The 23265-nt window shown below is 58.8% G+C and carries 12 protein-coding genes and 5 pseudogenes; 8 read left to right on the top strand and 9 right to left on the bottom strand.

Features of this window, described 5'->3' with window-relative positions:
• Nucleotides 1-163 precede the first annotated feature (163 nt).
• Entirely contained in the window at nt 164-1099 is a 936-nt protein-coding gene (locus N2602_RS33650) for a hypothetical protein (protein WP_260380799.1), read from the bottom strand.
• An 18-nt stretch (nt 1100-1117) separates the two neighbouring features.
• Nucleotides 1118-1669, bottom strand: coding sequence for a hypothetical protein (locus tag N2602_RS33645; RefSeq protein ID WP_260380798.1), 552 nt, complete (start codon nt 1667-1669; stop codon nt 1118-1120).
• 1115 nt (nt 1670-2784) lie between these two features.
• Here N2602_RS33645 and N2602_RS33640 point away from each other — a divergent pair.
• The 4 genes and pseudogenes from N2602_RS33640 (at nt 2785) to N2602_RS33625 (ending at nt 6741) form a co-directional block, all read left to right on the top strand.
• Nucleotides 2785-3303: a Pycsar system effector family protein gene (locus N2602_RS33640; protein ID WP_260380797.1), complete on the top strand. Its 519-nt coding sequence runs from the start codon at nt 2785-2787 to the stop codon at nt 3301-3303.
• Between the two features lie 870 nt (nt 3304-4173).
• Nucleotides 4174-4326, top strand: a pseudogene (locus N2602_RS33635) (transposase); the annotation flags it as partial.
• A complete protein-coding gene (locus N2602_RS33630) occupies nt 4293-5360 on the top strand; it encodes an IS3 family transposase (RefSeq protein ID WP_260380731.1) in 1068 nt (355 codons plus the stop codon). The pseudogene N2602_RS33635 and the gene N2602_RS33630, both read left to right, overlap by 34 nt.
• Nucleotides 5361-5388: 28 nt before the next feature.
• Nucleotides 5389-6741 carry an IS5 family transposase gene (locus tag N2602_RS33625; protein WP_260380796.1) on the top strand — a complete coding sequence of 451 codons (1353 nt, stop codon included), beginning with the start codon at nt 5389-5391 and terminating at the stop codon, nt 6739-6741.
• Between the two features lie 349 nt (nt 6742-7090).
• Here the strand turns inward: N2602_RS33625 and N2602_RS33620 are convergent, their stop codons facing one another.
• Together N2602_RS33620 and N2602_RS33615 are read right to left on the bottom strand one after the other, a co-directional pair.
• A complete protein-coding gene (locus tag N2602_RS33620) occupies nt 7091-7510 on the bottom strand; it encodes an SET domain-containing protein (RefSeq protein WP_128266738.1) in 420 nt (139 codons plus the stop codon).
• A gap of 730 nt (nt 7511-8240) precedes the next feature.
• Nucleotides 8241-9593, bottom strand: coding sequence for a hypothetical protein (locus N2602_RS33615; RefSeq protein WP_260380795.1), 1353 nt, complete (start codon nt 9591-9593; stop codon nt 8241-8243).
• A gap of 1434 nt (nt 9594-11027) precedes the next feature.
• On the opposite strand from N2602_RS33615, the pseudogene N2602_RS33610 reads away from it, so the two are divergent.
• Nucleotides 11028-11653: pseudogene (locus N2602_RS33610) on the top strand (J domain-containing protein).
• A gap of 91 nt (nt 11654-11744) precedes the next feature.
• On the opposite strand, the gene N2602_RS33605 reads toward N2602_RS33610, so the two are convergent.
• A complete protein-coding gene (locus N2602_RS33605) occupies nt 11745-11867 on the bottom strand; it encodes a hypothetical protein (RefSeq protein ID WP_260380794.1) in 123 nt (40 codons plus the stop codon).
• A gap of 934 nt (nt 11868-12801) precedes the next feature.
• On the opposite strand from N2602_RS33605, the gene N2602_RS33600 reads away from it, so the two are divergent.
• Nucleotides 12802-13587, top strand: a complete 786-nt coding sequence (locus N2602_RS33600) for a LuxR family transcriptional regulator (RefSeq protein ID WP_311738713.1) — start codon at nt 12802-12804, stop codon at nt 13585-13587.
• A gap of 568 nt (nt 13588-14155) precedes the next feature.
• Here N2602_RS33600 and N2602_RS39105 read toward each other — a convergent pair.
• Nucleotides 14156-14323: pseudogene (locus N2602_RS39105) on the bottom strand (IS256 family transposase); the annotation flags it as partial.
• 1277 nt (nt 14324-15600) lie between these two features.
• On the opposite strand from N2602_RS39105, the pseudogene rpoN reads away from it, so the two are divergent.
• Together rpoN and N2602_RS33590 are read left to right on the top strand one after the other, a co-directional pair.
• Nucleotides 15601-17018 (top strand): annotated as a pseudogene (rpoN, locus tag N2602_RS33595) (RNA polymerase factor sigma-54).
• Nucleotides 17019-17262: 244 nt separating this feature from the next.
• On the top strand, nt 17263-17523 hold the full coding sequence (locus tag N2602_RS33590; RefSeq protein ID WP_260380793.1) for a hypothetical protein: 261 nt from the start codon (nt 17263-17265) through the stop codon (nt 17521-17523).
• A gap of 218 nt (nt 17524-17741) precedes the next feature.
• Here N2602_RS33590 and N2602_RS33585 read toward each other — a convergent pair.
• The 3 genes and pseudogenes from N2602_RS33585 to N2602_RS33575 form a co-directional block, all read right to left on the bottom strand.
• A pseudogene (locus N2602_RS33585) lies at nt 17742-18962 on the bottom strand (IS5 family transposase); the annotation flags it as partial.
• 593 nt (nt 18963-19555) lie between these two features.
• Complete coding sequence (locus N2602_RS33580) at nt 19556-21811, bottom strand: di-heme-cytochrome C peroxidase (RefSeq protein ID WP_260380792.1); 2256 nt, start codon at nt 21809-21811, stop codon at nt 19556-19558.
• A 70-nt stretch (nt 21812-21881) separates the two neighbouring features.
• Entirely contained in the window at nt 21882-23237 is a 1356-nt protein-coding gene (locus tag N2602_RS33575) for a hypothetical protein (protein WP_260380791.1), read from the bottom strand.
• Nucleotides 23238-23265: the final 28 nt, after the last annotated feature.

Raw genomic sequence — 23265 nt, 5'->3', positions numbered from 1 at the left:
CCCTTCTTCGACCTTTGTCAGCTTCTCGAAAGCCAGCCTCTTTAACACTCGAACTTGACCTCTCGATGACGGAACCGTCCATGTCTGAATTCGTGACGAACTTCAGCTCACTCGGCGGGCGAGATCTTCTGGAGGCTTTTGTCTCATAAGACAAAGGAGAGCTTTATGGATCCGAACCCGATCGATAGTGCCCGTTCACCAGAATCACCAACGGCGCACACCTGGACACAGGAAGATCATGAAAGCGCTGAACACTGGGCGTGACCTCGGCGTCGGGCTGACGGTCGATGCTGGTTGCATGATTGAGGGCGACATAGGTTCGGGAGGTTATCGTGCTCAGAAGCGCGCGTACCGGCTCCATGAGCTCTCCGAACATGAATGAACCATGATCGCCGAATTGCCCGCTGACGAGGGACAGCAGGTAAATCCTGAATTTCGGCGCATCGGAGGTGCCTTTGATGGCGTTAAGCTTCTCAATCAGGTCGAGCGCGGTCTCAATCCCAGAGTTCTCCACATATCCGCCGTCCACTAGGCGGGCCTGCGGATGAGAAGTTATGCAGTCATTTTTGACTGAGACGGTCGCCGCCGGCGTCACCCACGGAAAACGTGCGCTCGTGAAAGCAGCCGTGCTGAGCGGAATATGCAGCGAGTGGCTCTTGACCGTTTGCTCCGTCCCAGTGCCCGCACGTTCAAGCGCTGCAAGAACACACAGGTCTGTGTCTTTGGGGTGCAGCGGATCGAAATCGACAGAGATCCTGTATTCGCGCAACAAACCGTGCTGCATTGTTGGCGGCATAGATCCCGCCGCCTTGAGCCGCCACAATGAAGACCGGATATTCGCCGAGCTTCTTGGCTTCCTCCACTCCGGTTTTTGCAAAAGCCACTCGCGGAATGCGGCGGCTGCGGACATGCGGGCCTTTTCCGGCGGGCTGTTTGCTTCAGAGACAGTACGCAGTTCGTGGTCGTCACCTCCCAACAAGGAGGCAAGCAGAAACAAGCCGCCAAAGACAACAGGAATAAACGGAAACGCAAATCTGATCGTCAAAAGAGCAAAATGGACGGTAAGACCAATGACGCAAACCGCAAAGAGAGCGATCATGCCGAACGATCCGACGAATTATGCTCGCCTATCCGGTAGCAGCAAGAATGCTGCTGTCAACAGCACGATGCCGCCGATCGAGAGCGCCAGAAACCTGTAGGGGATGAAGTAGGCGTTGTTGGCGCGGCTCACGAGATCAACCGAACGATCTCTTGATCCTATCCGCCAAGTAAATGCCACGAAACAGGCGAGCATGATCACCATCGCGATTGCGAGGATGAGCAGCATGTTCCGCTCAAACGCGAGCGCCTGATCTTGAATTCGGAAGATACTTCCGACTTCCTCGACTTCGCCAATCTTTCGCGCCGGCCGCGAGGCGAATTGGCCTGCTGTGGCGGCGATGATCGGCAGTGCTCCAAGCAGCACCGGAGCCAGTCTTATATAGAAAGCCAGGCGCCCCGAAGGGCTGGGAATTTGCGGCAGGGATGCAGTTGTGAGCTGAAACGCGCTTGCCCAAATCGCTATAGCAATCACCCCCAAGGCCGCGAACTCCTTGATCGTCACCCAACCAAGGTCGTCGGCGGCTATCCGGTAGAGCTCCTGAATCTGATCTGGCAGAAAGAGCAACACCGATATAGCTACCGACAGAACAATTATCTATCGAAGGTTGCGCAACAAGGTAAACGGCTGCTTGCGCACAGTCATCGCGTGATCTCCTCGATATTTATGGAGGTCGCTGGCAAACCGCTGAAATAGGCTCGGGTACCAGGCATTTGCGCCAGATCACATTGAAAGCATTCAGCCCCAAGCATACGGGCGACTTGAAACGGAGTGAATTACGAGTCACGCTCTTAGGTAGCGCGGTTAATACTGTGCACCTCTCTACAGGAGTGTTCCAAGTTTGTCGATATGTTCTACGCAGCGATCGCAGAGTTTTCCTCCGGACGGCCGCGACTTCCTTGTCATCACCCAAATCTGTTGACGTATGACTCCCCTCTATGTGGCTGGCAAACCCTTATCGCAAATGCTCAGTCCGAGCCGCACCATTGCGAGTTGGAAGAATACGCGGCTGCCGAGATGGCCCGGGGCGAAGCTGGATCGAATGGCCTTCGATAGTGAGGTCTTGCGGCTTGAAAGCAATACTTCGCGCTCTTGTTCATCGTGGCGCTGGGCGGAAATGCAAAAAACCGGCGCCACCGCTGCTCTAGTCTGTGGGGGCTACGAAGTGAGGGAGCGTCGTGTGCTGCAGGCCCTGTCCACGGCATCGCCGAAGAATCATAGCCATTTTAGGGGATGCTCATTAGGATCGACAACGGACTGGTGGAGCTTGCCGCCCATCTGCGCTCTCTATCATCTGACTTTCAGTGGAAAAAAGTCCTCGGCTATGGCCGAGGACGATTGAGTTTGAACAAGCGCGCAAATTTAAGTGATGCGGCTCGAGTACTGCCGCCCCCGTGGCTTCGATTGCTGAGGTCATAGAGCCGATCAGCGTGCTTGCGAAGGGCGATCTCTGCTAGCTCGCTGAATAATCCCTCGGCCATTCGTGTGGAAAGTGTGACTGTGGCTTCCAAGTCGGGATATCTATGGCGTGCATCAAGTCCTCCTGCGGGCTTCAGACGTCCGATTTTTTGGGCGGCTGAGGTCATCAGGAATGAGGTATATCATACCATACACTCGATGCTGCCGCGCATTCGCAACTAGGGCGAGCTATAGTTCATCGGCTGTGCAATTTCAGGGAAATAGTAATGGGCGAGTTATTGAATGTTTGGAGGGAGATCAATGCCGGCAACCGCTTTGCTGAAACCAAACTCACGTTCTTCGTTGGGATCTTGGTCGGTATCCTGGGGTTTTTGAACAGTGGGAGCGTGCTTCTCGCTCATGAAGGACGTGTTCTTGGTGGGGGAGACGCCCGCATAGTGAACTTGGCGATTATTATTGCGCTGGTGGTATCGGTGAGTGCTGCCTTCCCCCAACTCTCTACTGGAAGCCGGTGGGATTGGCTGATACCTAGGAAGACCCCTATTGATTTGTACTATTTTCTTGACATCGCCAATTTCAACTCTGGTGACGCTTGGCTTCAGGCCTGCCAGCTCAAGATAACTGATGACGAACTGCCGAGAGCGAAAGGTATGGCCGGGCAAATCCATGTTATCGCAAAAATCGCGGCGCGAAAGTTCTCGGTGCTCCGCTATGCCTCTCTTTTCGTGATGGCCGGCTGGCTAATCTCCTGGGCCGTTCCTCTGTACAGGCAATTTTTCTCCTGAAGAGAATGATAGCTGTAGATGGCGAGTAAGTCGGACAGTGATCTTCCCGAATTGCGAGACTGGATATCGCAATTGCCAGTGATATCGACTATGACAATCATGGAGGTGCTTGGTCTCGCCTGGAATTTTTGCAGCTATTGAGGGGCGTTGTTGGAGCTGGCAGCGTTGTGATTGTCTATCTGCTTGATAGAGATGAGCGCCAGAAGAGTTTTTTGACACTCTCGTACATCGCAGGCGAAATCTCGATGCAATCCAGCTTGCAGCGTAGGTTGACATTGCTAGCCGACGGAGACTGGCTGTCCTTTGCCAGGGCCCGCGCTGAGCTGGAAAAGATAGCGGCCATAAGAAACTACTCTAGGCCAACCATTTATCGATTGAGCGACCAACGAGGCTGCGACGTTGACGACTGTAAGTTGGAAGCGAACGATATTGGCATAGCTGTAATCCTGAAGCCAAAACCGGGTGATCTCGATGAGATGAGTCAATTCAAACTCGAAATCGCCTGGAGATTTTTCTCGGTTCAGGCCACGCGGTCACGTCACGAACGCTTGTCCCAGGCTATAAGTCGGATGCTGCAGGAGGTAGAAAGTTCAGCCTCCAAATCAAAGTTATGTTCGGTCCTAGCACACTACGTGCGTGCAAAAACAATTCTTCTCTACGAACAAATAGGCGGTGCCTATCAACTTGTTGCTGAACATCACGAATCGGAGGCGCCGCCGCCCGTCAGCAGGTTCGAGCGTCCAGAGGCGGACCGTATGCAAAGGGCATCTTTAGTAGTTCGTAGTCATACATATTCTGGAACGCTAATGACCTGCCACTGCGTATTTCCTCCAGAAAGAGTTAGAGTCCGGCCCGAAGAAGGACGGACAGATGAAGCGAGCAAGGTTCACGGAAGAGCAGATTATCGCGCTGTTGAAGGAGCATGAGGCCGGGGCGAAGACAGCCGACCTGGCTCGCAAGCACGGTGTTTCCGAGGCGACGATCTACAATTGGAAGGCCAGATTCGGCGGCATGGACGTTTCCGAGGCGAAGCGGCTGAGGGCCCTGGAGGAGGAGAACGCGAAGCTGAAGAAGCTTCTGGCCGAGCAGATGCTCGACGCGGCCGCCCTTCGCGAGCTGCTTTCAAAAAAATGGTAGGGCCCGCCGCCAAGCGCGCTGCGGTCGCGCATCTGCAGGCCGTCATGAGCCTGTCGGAACGGCGGGCCTGCTCGATCATCGGGGCGGATCGGAAGATGATCCGCTATCGCTCCAGCCGCCCGCCGGACGCAGTTCTGCGTGGCCGATTGCGCGATCTCGCCAGCGAGCGGCGACGTTTTGGCTACCGCCGGCTGTTCGTCCTGCTGCGGCGGGAGGGCGAGCCATCGGGGATCAACCGGATCTACCGGCTTTATCGCGAGGAAGGGCTCACCGTCCGCAAGCGGCGGGCTCGCCGCAAGGCCGTGGGGACCCGTGCCCCGATCCTGGTCGAGGCGAGGCCGAACGCGCGCTGGTCGCTGGACTTCGTCCACGACCAGTTCGCCAATGGCCGACGCTTTCGCATCCTCAACATCGTCGACGACGTCACCAAGGAATGCCTGGGCGCGATTCCGGAGACGTCGATCTCGGGTCGGCGCGTGGCCCGCGAACTGACGGCAATCGTCGAGCGACGCGGCAAGCCAGGAATGATCGTGTCCGACCATGGCACCGAGTTCACCTGCAACGCCATGCTCTCTTGGTGCAAGGACGCAGCCATCGATTGGCACTTCATCGCACCGGGAAAGCCGATGCAGAACGGCTTCGCCGAGAGTTTCAATGGCCGGATGCGCGACGAGTTGCTCAACGAGACCCTGTTCTTTGATCTCGATGACGCCCGCGCCAAGATCGCCAATTGGGTCGCCGACTACAATCTCCAGCGTCCTCACTCGTCGCTGAACTACCTCACCCCGGCAGCCTACGCCGCCCACCTCACCGCAACGGACGATCGGCTGCGCAACCCCGACCAGCTCCGCCGATCGTCCGTTGCTCCACCCGCGCCACTTGGCGTACAAAACCCCGAGACTCTAACTGCCGCTGGATGAAAATTCAGGGGCAGGTCAGGAGAAGACGATGCGACCGAAGAAGCACAAGACCACGGGATCGAATGACCTGTTCCGGGCACGGCTGGATCAGATCATCAACATGAAGCACGAGCTGGTTCTGCTCGCCGGCAAGGTCGATTGGGACTGGATCGACGGCGAGATCGCTCCGCTCTACAGCGAGAATGGCCGGCCGGGCATCGAGACCCGCTTCATGATCGGGCTTTTGCTGCTCAAGCAGATTTACGGGCTGTCCGACGAGGGCGTGTGCGAGCGCTGGGTCCACGATCCGTACTTCCAGTTCTTCACCGGCGAAGAGTTCTTCCAGCACACCTTCCCGCACGAGCGCTCGGACCTGAGCCACTGGCGCAAGCGGCTTGGCGACAAGCTGGAGCTGCTGCTGGCCGAGAGCCTGCGGGTGGCGCACGCGGCCGGCGCATTGCGCGGTCAGGACCTCAAGCGCGTCACGGTCGACACGACGGTGCAGCCGAAGGCCATCACCTTTCCGACTGATGCCAAGCTCTTGCATGCAGCCATCAGAGGTCTCAACCGCCTGGCGAGACAGCACGGCGTCAGGCTGCGGCAATCCTATTCTCGCGTGGCCAAGGCGGCCGCGATGATGGCGGGTCGCTACGCTCATGCCAAACAATTCGGGCGGCATCAGCGGCAGTTGCGTGTCCTGCGCAGCCGGTTGGGACGGATCATCCGCGACATCCGTCGCAAGATCGAAGACGAGCCGGCACTGGAGGAGGTGTTCGCACTCCCCCTTGGCCGAGCCAGCCAGATCCGCTCGCAGCAGCAGCGCCAACGTGGCTGGAAGCTGTATTCTTTCCATGCCCCGGAGGTGGAGTGCATCGGCAAGGGCAAGGCCGCTGCCCCTTACGAGTTCGGCGTGAAGGCCTCTATCGTCACCAACAACCGCCGGGCTCCCGGTGGCTTGTTTGTGCTGCACGCCAGGTCGCTGCCCGACAACCCTTACGACGGCCACACATTGCGGGACGTCATCGACCGCACCGAGACACTCACTGGCTGTCCGATCGAGCGGGCCTATGTCGACAAGGGGTATCGCGGCCACGACGCTCAAAATCCCCGTCGCGTCTTCATCTCCGGCCAGAAGCGCGGCGTCTTCGGTGTCATCAAGCGCGAGCTGCGCCGCCGCTCCGCCATCGAGCCCATCATCGGACATCTGAAGGCCGAAGGTCATCTCGGCCGCTGCTATCTCAAAGGCCGCGCCGGCGACGCCGCCAACGTCGTCCTCTCAGCCGTCGGCCACAATTTCCGCCGCATCCTCGCCTGGCTCAGAGATCTTTTGTGCCTGTGCCTGGTCCTGGTCCCGCTCTGGCGCACGTTCAATTGTCCAGAAAAGTCAATCCGGGCTTCTTAACGGTCGACTAGATAGTCGGCCGTGAACAAGGCTCTAAGCGATTGAGCGGGAGTCTGTTTTCGGGTTTTGGAGGCATTTGAGATTGCAGGGATTTGGGGCTTGAGGCTTCCAAACCCTGCAAATTGGTTTTTGGATTTCCTTTTGCTGCGGGCCATGATTCTGTGGTGCGCCACCGCACTCTGCGCGCCAGGAATGTCGAACAAGGCTGCGCTCGCAATGATCGTCAAGTTCGAAGAGGCGGACGGAAAAAGCTTCGTCTGTCGTTGGCCACAGCCACTTGCAGAAGCTCTTCCCGTCTAAATTCGCCGACTTATCAAGTCGTCAGACCGGGAACTCAATCCACTGCCGTCTAGCCCGTTGGGGCATCAACATTCGTTGGTGGTTCTTTATTCCACGATAAGTCACACGTTGGGTCGAAAGACAAGTAGTCGCAAGTCAGTTCTTCACCAGGTTGTACGTCACGCGCCGTCACAATTCGGCAATGATTGTCTTGGCATGTGTTTGGCTGGCTGCTGTGGTTCATGAAGCGGGCGTTGTCAGCGTTGTACTCTATCACGCCATCGTTTGCCGTGTAGTCTCTTGGATAGGCATGCTTATCAAGTAGAGCTTGAAATGTTGGATCCAGGGCCGCGTACTGCTCAGGCGTCACCGCGATATCAACGATTGGGTTGTGAATCCAAATCAACGAACCTTTGGGCAAAAGAGTAGCGGAGAAAAGTCCGATACCGCCAAACTGGTCTGGCTTCAAAATAGTATCAACGATCAACATTGAAGAAGCCTCCCAGAGTCACCAGGCAAGCTAGCTGACCTGAGTCCCGAAATCTCCTGCACAAAATGGTAGGGTGTCATCGTGCCTCTATCACTTTGGATGTTCTTGCGCATTCCTTTCGGCAGTCTGCGGCGGATCCCCCTCCGCGGCACCGCCATCGTGGTGATTCTAAAAAAGGACCTGCAAGTCAGGGGGATTCCGGGCGAAGATCCGCGTCCATCAAGGCGGCTAGCTCGTACCGCGTGATCGTGATCTGTTGACCTATTAGCGCGGCGGCACGCTGGAATTTCTCGCGGCTCGGCAAGCCGCCGACAAACGTTTTTTATCGAGGTCTTTGAAGAGCCGCTTTCCGGCCGAATGCGTCAATGCCCCCTCACTTCTGTGCCTTGGGGCCCCCAGGAAAAAAGTGGAGACATGGGCAGATATTGCAGCGAAGAGCGCACCATCGGCGGTCGGTAGTTCTCCGCCGATCTCCCTGCACAATCGCCTCCGCGCAACTAGCCCGCCAACGTGGTTACGTCGTTACCAAAAACAAAAGGCAGGAGAATTGTTCGGCTTAACAAGGAGCGGCTAAGCGATGATGCCCGCAAGTTCATCGGTGCGGGCAGCGCCTGTCCTCACCGGCAGAACCTAGCCAAGCTCGCAAGAGTCATTGAAGCAAGCTATCGTCCATCAAAGTCTGCTACCTGAGCTAGCGGGACGCTTCTCACGTAGCGACTGTCCCTGGCGTCTACATTTGGGGATGATAGATGAGCCGAATGTCATTGGGTCCTCCCGGCCCCAAAAGGGCGGTGTAACGCTCACCGTGAATGTCGTACTGCTTCATCGGCTGCGCTGCGTCCGGCAAGAGGCCCCAGCGGCCGAGCTTCGAGATCATCGAGATTGGGGCGGGTTGGGTGCCGTGCGAAAAGCCCTCAGGAACGGCGAATGATGCAGCGTAGACCTCGCGGGCCGCAGGCGACGTCTCAGTCCGGGCCGACCCCGGAGCGGCTTGCTCCATCGTGCCGGCAAGCCGTGCTGGCGAGGCCCGATTCGCCGGCTGCGCGCTGGGCTGCGGAACGTTTTCCGGTCGAGATCCGAAATGAATAGGTGCGCCTGACAAATTGAGTGGAGAGCCGCCCCTCATCGCCGCCGCGGGCACGAACAGCGCCGTGAAGCGGTCGTTATGAACTATGAAAGGAGCGGGTGGGGTGTCCTGGCTCGGCAGGACGCTGCTACCCTCAAGCGGAACGGACGTGCGTTGGTCGCCATGCCGCGAGTTCAAGGAACGAACGGCCACTTTTAAATCCGCGGCCTGGTCATGACGGTCGGTTGGCGCGAGAGACGACGATGGGCCGGCGTTTTCCATCATCGCCCACAGCAGATCCTGATCGTAGCCTTCGACAGGAAGGAACAACTGACCGCTCGGCTGAAACCATGTGCCGGCAGTTTCCGTCAGCTCGCGCGCGACTGAATTGCCTGGCCCGCTGAGCTGGCGCTCAATGGCATCCCCTTCCGTCTCACTCAGTATCCTCTGCCTCTTCGCAGGCCTCAACTGCCCGGTGTAATCCTCACTGATGAGCACATCGTGACCCGAAAGGGGGGCTATCCCGGTCAGCCCGTTTGCAGCAGGCTGGTAGGCGTCGCTCCAGTTGAAGTAACGAACGGCTTCTCCATGATCCGGTTCCTGGTGACCGGGCGCGGTCGGGTTGAGTGCAGATGCTAGGATGGCTTCGTCTATCGGCCCTCGCTGATCGTGCCGTTCCGCACTCAGCTCCTCCGGCCAAGTCAAAGCTTCCCGCGGCGCGCTATGCTGCGCAGCGGCGTCTCCAAAGCGTCGAGTGACTGCGTCTTGGGGATGAGGACCGTCGGCGCTCTGATGCCCAAGTCCCAACGCCTCGGCGCGTCTGCGGCCTTCTTCAGACAGATGAGGATGGTAGTGATCTGGTGAAACAGGATCCTCTGCAACGGCAGAGGTATCAAGCTGAAGCACTTCATCCAGGTACGGCTCAAACTCCGCTTGCCGCTGTTGCGGTTGTGGCGCCGCGGCGTTGGAAACAGCGAAGTCTCGGTCGAACGGGTTGATGCTGTGAAATGGGTCCATGTCCACTCCCCGGGATTTGAGTTGGTTCGCAATGCGGAGCCCATAGTGTCGCTGTCTCTCTCAGTCTATTAGGATCAGCTGTCGAAAAGCTGACGCGCTTGGAGACTTACCCTGATTGCGTCTCCGATCACTCATTTTGGCGCTATTGACCGCGACTAGTAAGGAAGCGGAGGAGGCGGCATGATTTTGCGCGTTCGGGACGAGCTCAATGGCGTCGCCACTCTGACGCCGCCACGATCTCGGCATTGATTGTGGCTCTCAGCCAGCCCAACGTCTTCGACGCGACGTCGATCAGCTCGCACCATCAATCGTACGATTTGTCGCGACAACTTGGCGTGCACGCCCATGTGCCGAACCGCGGCGGATGCTCTCGATCGGATTGTATGCCTCAGCTCTCTCCGGTGCTCGACAGGAAAGTCGTAGAAAGCCAAGAGCGTTAGATGGGCAATTCTTTCGGGTAATCGAGGACGCGCATATTTGGCGCGATTGTCGACGAACGTATTCGAGTGCATGCTCCCCGACCGCCCGGCTTGGCGCCATTGAGATCCTGCATGGCCTTCTTGCCGCCCCGAACCGGTTCGGCGTTTTTGGATTACACTGATGGTCTTGTGCTGCCAGCGCTCGTATCCGCCCGAAATCACCGAAGGCGAAAGGTTCGGCGCATCCTTTCCAGCTGGGCCAAGAGCGCCTCCTGGAGTCGATTGTCGACATACCCGCAGCTAGGGGGCGGGCAGCAGGGGATCGAGGCTCCTGGTCCGCCGCGCTCAAAGTGGCCAAAGTCAAGCGGATCCAACGGGCGAGCCGCTCGCGCGCCGATCCTCACCTTGGGCCAGGCAACTTCGATCGCACCGATATCCGTTGCGATGTTGCGCGCCGGGCCATAGCCGTGCCGCACGGCCGGGCACGACCATCGGCCGCGGCTTCAGCTCGCCGGCGTCTCCGGAACGCGGCAGTTCCGTCTGGACGGCCCGGGCAAACAGATCACGCGCTATGTTGCGGAGAGTTTGTAGCAGTGCATGGACAACCGCAGACAACTGACCGAAGGGCAGGATATTGATCGTCTCCTTCGAGCCGTATCGCCTCCTTGGAGAAGTTCACGCAGGTTCGCCATCCGCCTGGATAGGCTGCCTCTCTGAGGGCGTCATCACCCAGACCCGCATAGCTCCCGCTTTCTCCGTATTCACCTGGTCCCGTTCAAGACCTCCATGTGCAGAAGCCGACAGCAAATTGCGATTGAGTCGATCTGAAATTGCCAAGAGATGATTGTCTGAACCAAGCTCGCGAGTCCTGGCACGTCGATCGCTAAGAGGTGCCTGCTACCTCGTGCCACTACATAGACGCGGAAGGCGGAGCGAGACCCAACTTGCCGTCCAAACCAATTCTCTAGCATAGAAGCGGCCCTGTTAACTGCCGCTCCGCCAAGGGAGCCGGGTCATGCCGATCGACACATCCGAAATCTTCGCCTCCATTCGCATCAACAAGCAGGAAGGGCAGGAGCGCCAGACCGCGGCGCGATGCGAATGGCCAGGTTGCCAGAACAAGGCCAGCCATCCCGCGCCCAAGGGCCGCGACAATGCGCGCGCGAATATTGGCACTTCTGCATCGACCATGTTCGCGTATACAATCAGTCTTACAATTTCTTCTCGGGGACGGACGCGGAAGCGGTCGCGCGCTACCAGAACGACGCGCTGACCGGCCATCGTCCGACCTGGAAGATAGGCGAGAACATCAGCGCCCGCAAAATGAACGGCAGCGCGGCCGATGTCGATGACGACTGGCATGCCCTCTGTACGCTCGTCGAGCTGAACGGACGCGCCGGTGCCCGCGCCCGCGCAAAAGCCAAGCCTGAGGCGCCCAAGATTTTGAATGCCGAGCGGAAAGCGTTGCAGGTGATGGGCCTGAATGCCAACGCGACGCTCGGCGATATCAAGGCGAAGTACAAGGAGATGGTCAAGCAGCACCATCCCGACGCCAATGGCGGCGACCGCTCCACGGAGGATCGCCCGGTCGAGATCATCAAGGCCTACCATTACCTGAAGACCGTGGTGCGCGAGAGCTAGCCCGGACACGACTTGAACGGCTTCATCCCACCGGCCGCTACGTAGCCCTTCATCGTGTCAAGGCTGCATCCGAGCTGCCGTGTAATCCGCTTCAGACAAGACCCACGCCTACGCCCCAGAGGCGCAGCATCTCCGCCAAATTAGCCGGAGTCTTTATCAACAGCGCGCCGCGCATCAATCCACGACGACCTTCCGTGATTCTTTCCTTCTTCATTTGTTCGCTCCTCGGCTTTGCAAGGAGGGGGCAAGTGTTCACGACGCCGAAGGGGCCGGTTCGCAAAGGGCGCCACTGCGAAACGCTGAAAGCGCCGGCCATCGGCTGCTCAAAGACCCCGCAAGACTAAACTGCTACTCCGCTGCTCGATTTTCGAGGATGGAAAGGCCGTTCCTGGATTTGGCTTGGGCCTTAGGACCGCACTCACAGGCAGCGCCCATCCGCGTTCCGCGTCAATGCAGGTGAGGCAACCGGCCTTTAATCACGCTCTTGATCTGTATCAATTCGATGTCGCGCCTGAGACGTTGTCGCATGTTTACGTATGTCGCATCCGCTCGAACCAGCTCAGATCAGACCGTCTTTCTCTCTCTTAAGAGGCCATTTTGCCAAATCGGAAGGTGGTACGAGAATTGCTGTGCCCATCATGCTGGTTCTTGGAAGTCCTGAGGATCGCATGTACGCCGTCGTCCTTGTCAAGCAGCTGGTTGTCAATGTCCGCGAGTGGCGGCCTAACATGCGCAAGCGCCTGAGGGGGGCTGCACTGGTCCGTGACCTGAGGTGTGTCGAGCTGCGCGCAGAGTTCCGTGCCGAGCACACTTCTTTACGTCGGCGCTCTAGATGTTGGTATGTTCTTACGAGAAGTGCTGACCCTTGTCCGCCGCAACCGCTGCATCATTTGCCAGCCATTCTTTCGAGAGTCTGGATCCGCACGCGACGATTCGGCAGGGATAGCAACCCGACCGGTCGGCAACGAACGAAGTCAGCTCCGCGTTGGCTCAGCCTGCGGGCGGCGCGCGCCGGCTTGCTCCACCTATCTGATCTTCGGTACGCGCTGAGACCGGGTCGAACATTTCGGGCCCGGCGCTTTCCTTCGTGCGGGCGTCCAGCTGCAACAAGCAGAGCCAACATCTGTGCAAGTAAAACGGAAATAGACATGGATGACCAATCGCACGGCGAAATGCCACTCTCTTCAAGCGGACGGGAAAGTCGCGGGCCAGACCTATTCAGCTTCGTCGAATGCGCTACACAGACAAAATCAATCAAGGCGCTGTTCGATCTTCTTGTGAATTGCGCGAGCAAGGAAGGCTTTGATAAAGTCGCGTACGGAGCTCTCACCTGCCGAAATGAGCGTCGTCTGCTGGACTATCTGCCGCCCCCGCCAACTATAAACTTTCCCTCTGATTGGTGCCAACGCTATGCTGAGCAAGGGTATCGAGCGATCGACCCGGTGGTCCGGCGGACAGCAATGCTGCCCAGGCCCTTTCTTTGGGATGAACTAACCCGTCGATATGAACTGCAGCCCCGTGAGCTGCGCGTCTTACACGAGGCCAGAGAAGCAGGTCTTAAGCATGGCATAAGCGTGCCATTGTTTGGATCGCAAGGCCGATTGGCTTTCGTATCGTTCGCATCTCCCTTCGATGATGCCGATCCACAGGATCGCATGGCTCATCTCACGACATTGGCGTCGGCGTTTCACAACGCTGTCGCGCAGATTACACCGCCGCTTGATGAAGGTTGGGAGACAGACATTCCGCTGACACAGCGAGAAACAGAGTGCCTATACTGGGTCGCAGAAGGAAAGTCAGCCTGGGTAATCGGGCGACTTGTGGAGGTCAGCCAGAATACCGTCAACTTCCACATGAAGAACGTCGTCAGAAAGCTGGGGGCGGCGAACCGGACAAATGCTGTAGCCAAAGCAACCCGACGTCGCCTCATTTAACTCCGCGCCCTTTAGAGGAACGATTAAAGGCCCCGTCCTCGAGCGGTCTCTTCTGTCATTGCCGCCGATCGGGACAGCCGATCTCAAGTGGCTTCAACGATGTACTGCAACGGAAAGCGGCTCAAACCAGATAGCTGGGCAGGCAAGCGCATTAGGCGCGCGTATGCGGTGTCCCTCAACAGCGCCCGGTGTGGACTTGGCGCGTCGTCGTTGCATGCAAGTCTCGTTGCGCCAGACTCAATCCGCCTCTCAAGCGTTGTGTTGCTAAACAGGCTGCTCAACGAGATGGCGGGAAGATGCCGACATCATCTTCATTCCCTCCAGCAGCCGTCCCGAGGCGATCGAGGCTGCGTCAGCCGTCCCGGCCTTATCTTGATTAGGCAATCGAGGTGCCGCTGCCTGATGCGATCCGCCGTGGCAAGGTGGTTCGCCCTATGGCAGCGGCTTGCCGGTGGACGAAGCCATGGTCGCTGAAGCCTTGCGCTTCACCGCGGGCAGCGCCGCCTTACAATTGTGGCGCGATTTCCATCAACGTGGAGCTACCTGCTCGTGCAGCGAGGTCAATCGCCTATCTAGGCATTGTGGTAAGGGTTCTCCAGCCATCGACCTTGCCGCATGTGACCTGGCCGGAGGTGACCAGGCCAGGACAATATTGCCGTGGCGGCCGCTGATGGCAAACGGTCTTGATCTCGATCCGTCGCTTGAACTCCTCGTGCGGCCGCTCAATGGTGTTAGTAACCGGTATGAGATCTGCCGGTGTTAACGTTCCGCTGCGGTGGTCTACAGCGTGGTTTATGGTGCTACTATCGTCACAGAGGCAACGGGAGCACGAATTGCGGGTCCGGCGATACAGCCAATGAGCCGGGAGGTCGAGTTAGGAGTTGGCCACCTCTGCGATTCACTGCGTTGTACCAAGAGCGCTAACTCGCAATTGTCGTCTCGCCGCAGCTCAGATGCCACTGAGACGAGTGATTGGAATCGGCATTCACCGAAGCTTCGGAGGGATGTTGTTTTGGGGTGGTGGCAGGCTCCGCCCGCAGCACTGGTATGACGCCGAGTGCGCCAAAGCGCTGGCAAGACTCTGCTGGCCAGCGATGAGGTGGTGCTCGAGGTTATAGGCAACAGCATGGCGGTCTATGCGCGTGCGGAAGCCTTTTGCCCGGTGTGATTGTCGGCAGTCCGCTGCAAGCGAAGCAACTCGCGCAGGCTCTCGACAAACGACAAGATCGTCCCGGTCACGCCGGCCAATTTGGAGGAGGAAGGTATCCTTCCCGGATTCGGATGCGTGCCCAGATGCGACATCGCGAATACGTTGGGACCTTCGCCAAGATAAGCCGAAGCGCAGGCACAATAGTTCCCGCTGTTCGATCTTCCGCCGATTTGCCTCAGCAATTTGGGCAAGGGTCTTGTTTTCGACGCACATGGGGCAGGCGCTGCGCTAACAAGGCGGGCTTTAGGCAGCCGAACGCGACGATAACCGCGCAATCTCTTTTGGCGCAAGGCCGATCTCGCGACCAGTTCAACCCGTCATCTCAACTGTTTGGAGGCCAGCCTTAATGCCAATCCGTTTGGGCAACGTTCTTCCATGATTGGTTTCAAAGTTCGCGCCAATTCCGAGGTGCGGCAGCACTCCATGTTAATGGACTGTCAGAGTGACGGGCAGGCACCGATGAACCCGGTGGTCCTACAGGATGGTGTAGGATCGCGGCTACTCTCAGAAGTCACCGAAACTGCCGCGGACTGCCAAGTCGTTCACAGGAGTGTCGCCCCAGTGAACTGTCCAGTTGGTTCATGTCCTCGGGTCAAAAGACCACCTCCCGATCTCTCGTTCTCTAGTCTCACGGACAGCGGAACTTAACGAAGGAGTTCCGCAAGTGTTTCGGTGTCCAGTTGTTGTCGGCCTTCATCAAAGATCTCACCTCGCATCTGCTTTTGCGCGACATCAAAGCGGGTGGATCAGCTCCTGGCTAGATGAGCAAAACGCGGGCCAACTTCAGTAACGGTTCTTGCTTCATGGCGCTTACGCAGAGATTAGAGTTCCGGCAATCGCAGTCGCTAGTCATGACGCCGCAGCTGATGCAGGCGATCAAGCTGCTGCAATTGTCCAATCTCGATCTCACCACCTTCGTGGAAGAGGAGCTCGAGCGGAACCCCCTGCTGGAGCGGGCCAGTGACGAGGCCCCCACGGGCGAAGCCCCGGCCGAGGCCGGCAGTTACGGCGATTCCGAGACTGGTCAAGGCGAGGCTCACGGCGAGGACGGCTTCGGCGGCAGCGCGGAAGGCTTCGAGCCGGGCCAGGAAGAATGGCGCCCGCGCAGCGCATGATCGGCCAGTACCTGATCGACCTCGTCGACGAGGCCGGCTATCTGCCGCCCGATCTCGGCCAGGCCGCCGAGCGTCTCGGCGCATCGCAAGCCGAGGTCGAAAGCGTCCTCGCCGTGCTGCAAAAATTCGATCCGCCCGGGGTCTGCGCGCGTTCCTTAAGCGAATGCCTGGCGATCCAGCTGCGCGAGCTCGACCGCTACGACCCCGCGATGCAGGCGCTGGTCGAGCATCTCGATCTGCTCGCCAAGCGCGACATCGCGGCGCTTCGCAAGATCTGCGGCGTCGACGACGAGGACATCGCCGACATGATCGGCGAGATCCGCCGCCTCAATCCCAAGCCCGGCATGAAGTTCGGCTCGGCGCGCCTGCAGACCATGGTGCCCGACGTCTATGTCCGCCCGGGTCCTGACGGCGGCTGGCATGTCGAGCTCAACAGCGACACCTTGCCGCGCGTGCTGGTCAACCAGACCTATTATTCCGAGCTGTCGAAGAAGATCGGCAAGGACGGCGACAAGTCCTATTTCACCGACGCGCTGCAGAACGCGACCTGGCTCGTGCGTGCGCTCGACCAGCGCGCCCGCACCATCCTGAAAGTGGCGACCGAGATCGTGCGCCAGCAGGACGGGTTCTTCACCCATGGCGTCGCGCATTTGCGCCCGCTCAATCTGAAGGCCGTCGCCGACGCCATCCAGATGCATGAATCCACGGTGTCGCGCGTCACCGCCAACAAATACATGGCGACCAACCGCGGCACGTTCGAGCTAAAATATTTCTTCACGGCCTCGATCGCCTCGGCCGACGGTGCTGAAGCTCATTCGGCGGAAGCGGTGCGTCACCACATCAAGCAGCTGATCGATTCGGAGGAGCCCTCCGCGATCCTGTCGGACGACACCATCGTGGAACGCTTGCGCGCTTCGGGCATTGATATTGCCCGCCGCACGGTCGCGAAGTACCGCGAAGCCATGCGCATACCCTCTTCGGTGCAACGCCGCCGCGACAATGAGCGGTCAACGATTAACACTCGAGCATGGGGCGAAACTGACGTCGGTGAAGAAACTCCCAGCCGTCGATTTGGACTCCACAAGCTACGCTTTGCATTTGCCTGAAAGTGGGTCGTTGGCGCGACATTTGTTGATTGGTGATTGAACGAAGCCGCTCGCGCCGACTGCCGTCTGAGAGGATCCGAGCGTTCTCAGAGCCGCCCCCTTCAGACAGGAGGTTTGTCTGATGGTCAGGTGAGCCGCCGCATGATTGAGGACATGACGGTGTGCAATTTGTCGCCGGAAACGCAGCCGATCATATCTCAACGCGGTATCGAAGCCTGGCCGAGTTTTCTAGCCGAGCGCCCGCTTGGAGGATGTTCACACGTTCCAGGTTCACCTGGTGGTGACAGGGATCTCTTGGCCGGATCTCAACCAAATGGTTTGCGCGTTGCACTTTTTCGACGGCGTGACGCTCGGCCACAGCGAGATTCCCGGCCGCATCGCCTACGCACGAGAGCCTCGTAAGCTGCCGGTCGTGCTGATTGCGGAGGAGGTGGTGAGCTTTCTGAAGGCAATCCTGAGCCTAAGGAGCCGCAGAGCGCTGACGACGTCTATGCCGCAGGATTAAGCGTGTCGGAAGTGGCTTCCTCGCGATCCCGGATATCGACAGACAGCGGATGGTAATCCGGGTCGAGCAGAAGGCGGCAGGGACGTCATGCTCTCGCCACGACTTTTAACATTCTAAGGGCCTTTGGCGGCTAACCCGACCGACACGCCGGCTATTTGCCGGCCGGGACAGTTAGCGGCCGCGTGATGCGACCGTTCTATATGCTAAGTAGTCGACCGTTAAGAAGCCCGGATTGACTTTTCTGGACAATTGAACGTGCGCCAGAGCGGGACCAGGACCAGGCACAGGCACAAAAGATCTCTGAGCCAGGCGAGGATGCGGCGGAAATTGTGGCCGACGGCTGAGAGGACGACGTTGGCGGCGTCGCCGGCGCGGCCTTTGAGATAGCAGCGGCCGAGATGACCTTCGGCCTTCAGATGTCCGATGATGGGCTCGATGGCGGAGCGGCGGCGCAGCTCGCGCTTGATGACACCGAAGACGCCGCGCTTCTGGCCGGAGATGAAGACGCGACGGGGATTTTGAGCGTCGTGGCCGCGATACCCCTTGTCGACATAGGCCCGCTCGATCGGACAGCCAGTGAGTGTCTCGGTGCGGTCGATGACGTCCCGCAATGTGTGGCCGTCGTAAGGGTTGTCGGGCAGCGACCTGGCGTGCAGCACAAACAAGCCACCGGGAGCCCGGCGGTTGTTGGTGACGATAGAGGCCTTCACGCCGAACTCGTAAGGGGCAGCGGCCTTGCCCTTGCCGATGCACTCCACCTCCGGGGCATGGAAAGAATACAGCTTCCAGCCACGTTGGCGCTGCTGCTGCGAGCGGATCTGGCTGGCTCGGCCAAGGGGGAGTGCGAACACCTCCTCCAGTGCCGGCTCGTCTTCGATCTTGCGACGGATGTCGCGGATGATCCGTCCCAACCGGCTGCGCAGGACACGCAACTGCCGCTGATGCCGCCCGAATTGTTTGGCATGAGCGTAGCGACCCGCCATCATCGCGGCCGCCTTGGCCACGCGAGAATAGGATTGCCGCAGCCTGACGCCGTGCTGTCTCGCCAGGCGGTTGAGACCTCTGATGGCTGCATGCAAGAGCTTGGCATCAGTCGGAAAGGTGATGGCCTTCGGCTGCACCGTCGTGTCGACCGTGACGCGCTTGAGGTCCTGACCGCGCAATGCGCCGGCCGCGTGCGCCACCCGCAGGCTCTCGGCCAGCAGCAGCTCCAGCTTGTCGCCAAGCCGCTTGCGCCAGTGGCTCAGGTCCGAGCGCTCGTGCGGGAAGGTGTGCTGGAAGAACTCTTCGCCGGTGAAGAACTGGAAGTACGGATCGTGGACCCAGCGCTCGCACACGCCCTCGTCGGACAGCCCGTAAATCTGCTTGAGCAGCAAAAGCCCGATCATGAAGCGGGTCTCGATGCCCGGCCGGCCATTCTCGCTGTAGAGCGGAGCGATTCGGTCGCATCGTCTTCTCCGATGCACCACAGAATCATGGCCCGCAGCAAAAGGAAATCCAAAAACCAATTTGCAGGGTTTGGAAGCCTCAAGCCCCAAATCCCTGCAATCTCAAATGCCTCCAAAACCCGAAAACAGACTCCCGCTCAATCGCTTAGAGCCTTGTTCACGGCCGACTAAGTACCGCGCGGCCCACATCGCAGCGGATCTGAACAAATGCGTGACGGTGCACAGTGCGACACAGTTTTGCGACCAATCTTCTAGAGTGGCGCCGACATTCGTGTGATCCATTGTTGATGCGGTGTGCGCCGCAATCGGCCAGGCACTTGACGCCTTCTATGCTTTACCGGATCTCCAGATCGTTGGTAAGCTAAATTCCGCGTCTACATCCTGAGCGGCAATCGGGCTCTGGGATAGGCGAGGGGCGGCGTCATCCGAAGCCTCGAAAGGCTCGGGGTCGATCCAAGCGAAGTCGGCGTCGACATCCTCGCTTTCGCGCCGATGGTGCACGCCGCCGACAGAGGGACGAATCGGCTCGGCGAAAGGTCCAACGTAGCCGCGCCGACGCACAGGTCGCCGGGCGACGCCTTGCTTCACAGAGTTTTGAGATACTCGACAAGGGCTTGCCGCTCGGCGTCGGTCAATTCTGGTCCGATGACGCCAGGCGGGAGCTTCGTTAAGTCGGTTTCCTTGCCCTCGAAGGAATGTCCGCGATTGCTGTTCCCAAGCAGCGACACATCGAAGTTCGTCAGACCGGCTGCACAGCTGTTGGCCGAATGTGCTTTGGTAACAAGTCCGACATTGACCGGGTCGAACGCACGGCTGCCGACGCAAAACGACGTCGGCCGCTGGCCCTGCGGTACCAACATGTCTCTCAGCGTCGGAACGGACCCGTTGTGCAGATAAGGAGCTGTCGCCCAGACACCGTCCAACGGGCGCGCCCGGTACTGAGGTTCAAGGGCGAGAACAACTTCGTCCTTGCCGTTGCGGCTTGCATGCGCCCCGACATAGACCCGCTGGTTTTGGCAGTTCTTTCTCGGCCCCCACATTTGACGCTTGGTTTCTTCAGAAGTGCCGTTCGCAATCATCCATTGGTCGATCGTCTTGCCGACCACGTCCATAAGTGCGAGTACAAATAGAGGATCTGCCCCTTTATCTGCCAGAAGGCCACAACCTCCGGCTTTGTTGAGGTCATCTGCAGGATTTAATCCGAGTGACTCGGGTAGGTGAACGCGCCGCGTCGTGAGGACGCTGGATTGCTGGGGGTCGGTGCCGATCGCTGTGACTGGCATCTGGACCACGTTGAAATAATGCCGTCCCCCGATTTCTACCCAATTCTTTTCGTTCTTGGCTGAGCGATCGGGGTTCTCTGGGCTCCAAAACGAATCTTCCGGCCACTTTTTGTCGAAGGCAGCATCGTTGACCGGGCCTCGGTGGCATTCAAAGCAGTGAGCGCGATAGAGATCGCGACCTTGTTCGACGAGCTTTGCATCAATCGCCCAGGCCGGGTCACCGCGGAATTTCTCCTGCGCGTCCTTCCATCGGGGGGCTACGAGCCCGGTGAATTTTCTGCCGCCTGCATCTTCGGACGAAAAGGGATCGGCGCCGCGAAGAAGCTCTTCGAAGCGCGCGATTTCCGATAGATGTATCGACGAGGCAAAAAGCGGCCGTCCGGGGGCGGCCGCTGTCATATTGATCTTCGCGCTGACACCGAGCGCCTCGCCAGAATTGCGAACGAGCTCGTTGAGAACAGAGGCGTCATACTGCGCCCAAAGGAAAAACGGCGTGTCCCAGATCGGCGGGAAGCTCACGGGCGCATCGTGGCGCGCGAAGTTGCCCTTAAGGAGTGGATCGCGGAGTTCGCCAGTCACGGGATCCAGTAGGTTCGTATAGAAAACCTGGTTCCCGATCCGGTTCAGCGCATCAAGTCGGCCGAACCCTTCATCGAGGTCGGTGACTCCCTGCCCCGTCAAAAGTCTGTCGGTCGCTGCCTTTTGATTCCTGATCTTTTGAAGTGCAAGCTCCAGATCGCTTCGAATCTGCTTTCGATCGACGCTTTGCCCTTTGATACGCTCGAGCTTGCTGGCGAAACGCTCAAATCGCCATGGCAACATCAGCGTGTAGCCGATCGATAGCCCGATGACTCTTTCAACTTCGCCGAGATTGACCATCGCGGGGCCACCGTCGAACCGTATGCTGACATTCTTGTATTCGAGATGACCGGTATGACAGGCGGCGCAGGTTAGTCCGATCTGATCTTCATACGGGGCGCCAGTCGTCGGATCGACACCGCCCTTGAGAATGGCAAAGCCGACCGGCAGGGCATTCGGATTGTCCGGCGCGCTTGGAGTCCAGCCAGGGTTCGCGGTGCCCCCATTCGCGGCATCGTCGTGATAACCGTAGGAGGGCGCATTGCCGGCAAAGTCCTTTGAGGTGGGACTTGGGATGAAGCCGAGGCGTCGCAGGTAGTTCTCGTCTGTCAAGCTCGTGTAAGAGAAGGACAGCTCCGGGCGTTCTAAGGCCAAGAACCACTGGTAGGGGACAGGAATGGTCGCGGTCCCCTGTGATGTGTGGTGAAACCAGTAACGCTGGCGAGCGCTCCAGTTTTGCGGCAGCCAATAAGCGGCGTCGATTTTTGATGGCTCCGGCAGGGTCGCTGGCAGTAATTGCGCGACCAGATTGGCGTCGTTCTTGATTTTAAGAGCTGCATCGCGAACCCTCTCCGGCACGAAATACACCAAGCCGGCCGCCACGATCACGACAACAACGATTGCCAACAACAGGCGGGTGATATGAGGCCAGCGCATTACCCAGGAATAAAGACGAGAGCCAAAAGAAGGTCTCCCCATAGCAAGCACTCCATTAATCTTTCGTGCGTCCGCCGGCCCGGCAGGCTACCGGAAACGGCGACGGCGTCTGTTACTTGTTCAGCAATCGGCTATTAATGAAGGCGACCACCTCGGCCGTCTCGGTTGCCGTGCGCCGGGTTATCGTCGCCGCCGCCGGGCCGCCCCGCAAGAACGACGGGAACCAACCGAAGTTGCGAACATTCCAGTCTTCTTTCGGCCAGACCGCGCGGTTCACGCCAAGCGCTGCGAAGTTTGGAATTCTCCTGGCGAGTGGCTGCGCGGTCTCAGTGTGACAGCTCACGCAATCGGTATTGAAAAAGTGGCTCTTGTTCGGATCGGCAATGGTATTGACGATCTCGATGATGCGGCTGTTGGGCAAGTTGCCATCGATAAACTGGGAGGTCGAAACACCCTTGCGCTCGGCGGCGGGCAAGGGCGGGTTTTGCAATGCCGCGTGTCGACAAGTGATCGGATTTTGATTGTTGGTGCCCGGGTGCGGGACGACGTGTTTTCCGCCGATGATGCTGAACATCTGTGCTGCGTGCAGGCCATCAAGCGTCGGGCCGGGCACTGGTATTAGGCCTGCTTGCGGAACCTTTAACATCGACACGAAAATCCAGGGCTCGGGCGGTGCGATGCCCATCACCGCCATGCTGTTGAGGCGCTGCGGGGAGAGATGCTTATCGACCAAAGCCTTAAGCGCATCGCGAAACGCCTTCGCCGATGCTCCTACGAGACCTGGATGCACGTTCAGATCACCGGCGGTCGAGACTTTGACATTGCCAAAACGTCCGGATCCAAGCTGATCGCGCAAGCTCGCGACGTCACGAATGACCGCCTTGAAGGCTTCGTCGTCCGGCTTGAATCGCGGGAACGGTGCGCACCCCTGTAGAGCTGGATCCGGATCGAGAGTGAAGCTGAAGATCAGGTGGCCGGCGGTGTCGTGAACCTTAAAGCCGTCTGGCCCATTGGTCACCGGCTGAATGATGAGGCGGATTTGCGGCTGCCGGCCAAATTGGGCGATGACATCCGCCGACAATCCCGGCGCGCCCGCATCGATACGGATGCCGGCTACAAACCAGGCGTCGATCTTTTTGACGGCATCGGGCAACTGAATGTGGCGTACACCCGAGTCCGGCACACCCGGACGCTCAGGATTTTCGGCGTTGGCGATAAAGCGCGCGAAGTCCGCGTCCGAAAACAGCCTCTCCGGCGATCCCGTAGGCCCGGCGAGTTCGGACACCGCGATCAGATTGGCGAGGTCGCCTGCCGACTTTGGCGGAGGAAAGAGTATGGACACATCATTGGGTGCAAGCGGCTTTGACGCGGCTTGCGCCGGAGCCGTTGTGACGTCCAAAGCTGATGCGAACATCACTCCCGCCGCAAACAGTCGTGCAAGCTGCCGACGAAACATCGATCTGTGCATTTCACCCCTCGCCACCATTGGAAATCCC

Source organism: Bradyrhizobium sp. NC92, assembly GCF_025200865.1.
GTDB lineage: Bacteria > Pseudomonadota > Alphaproteobacteria > Rhizobiales > Xanthobacteraceae > Bradyrhizobium.
This window is presented reverse-complemented; position numbering and strand designations above follow the sequence as displayed.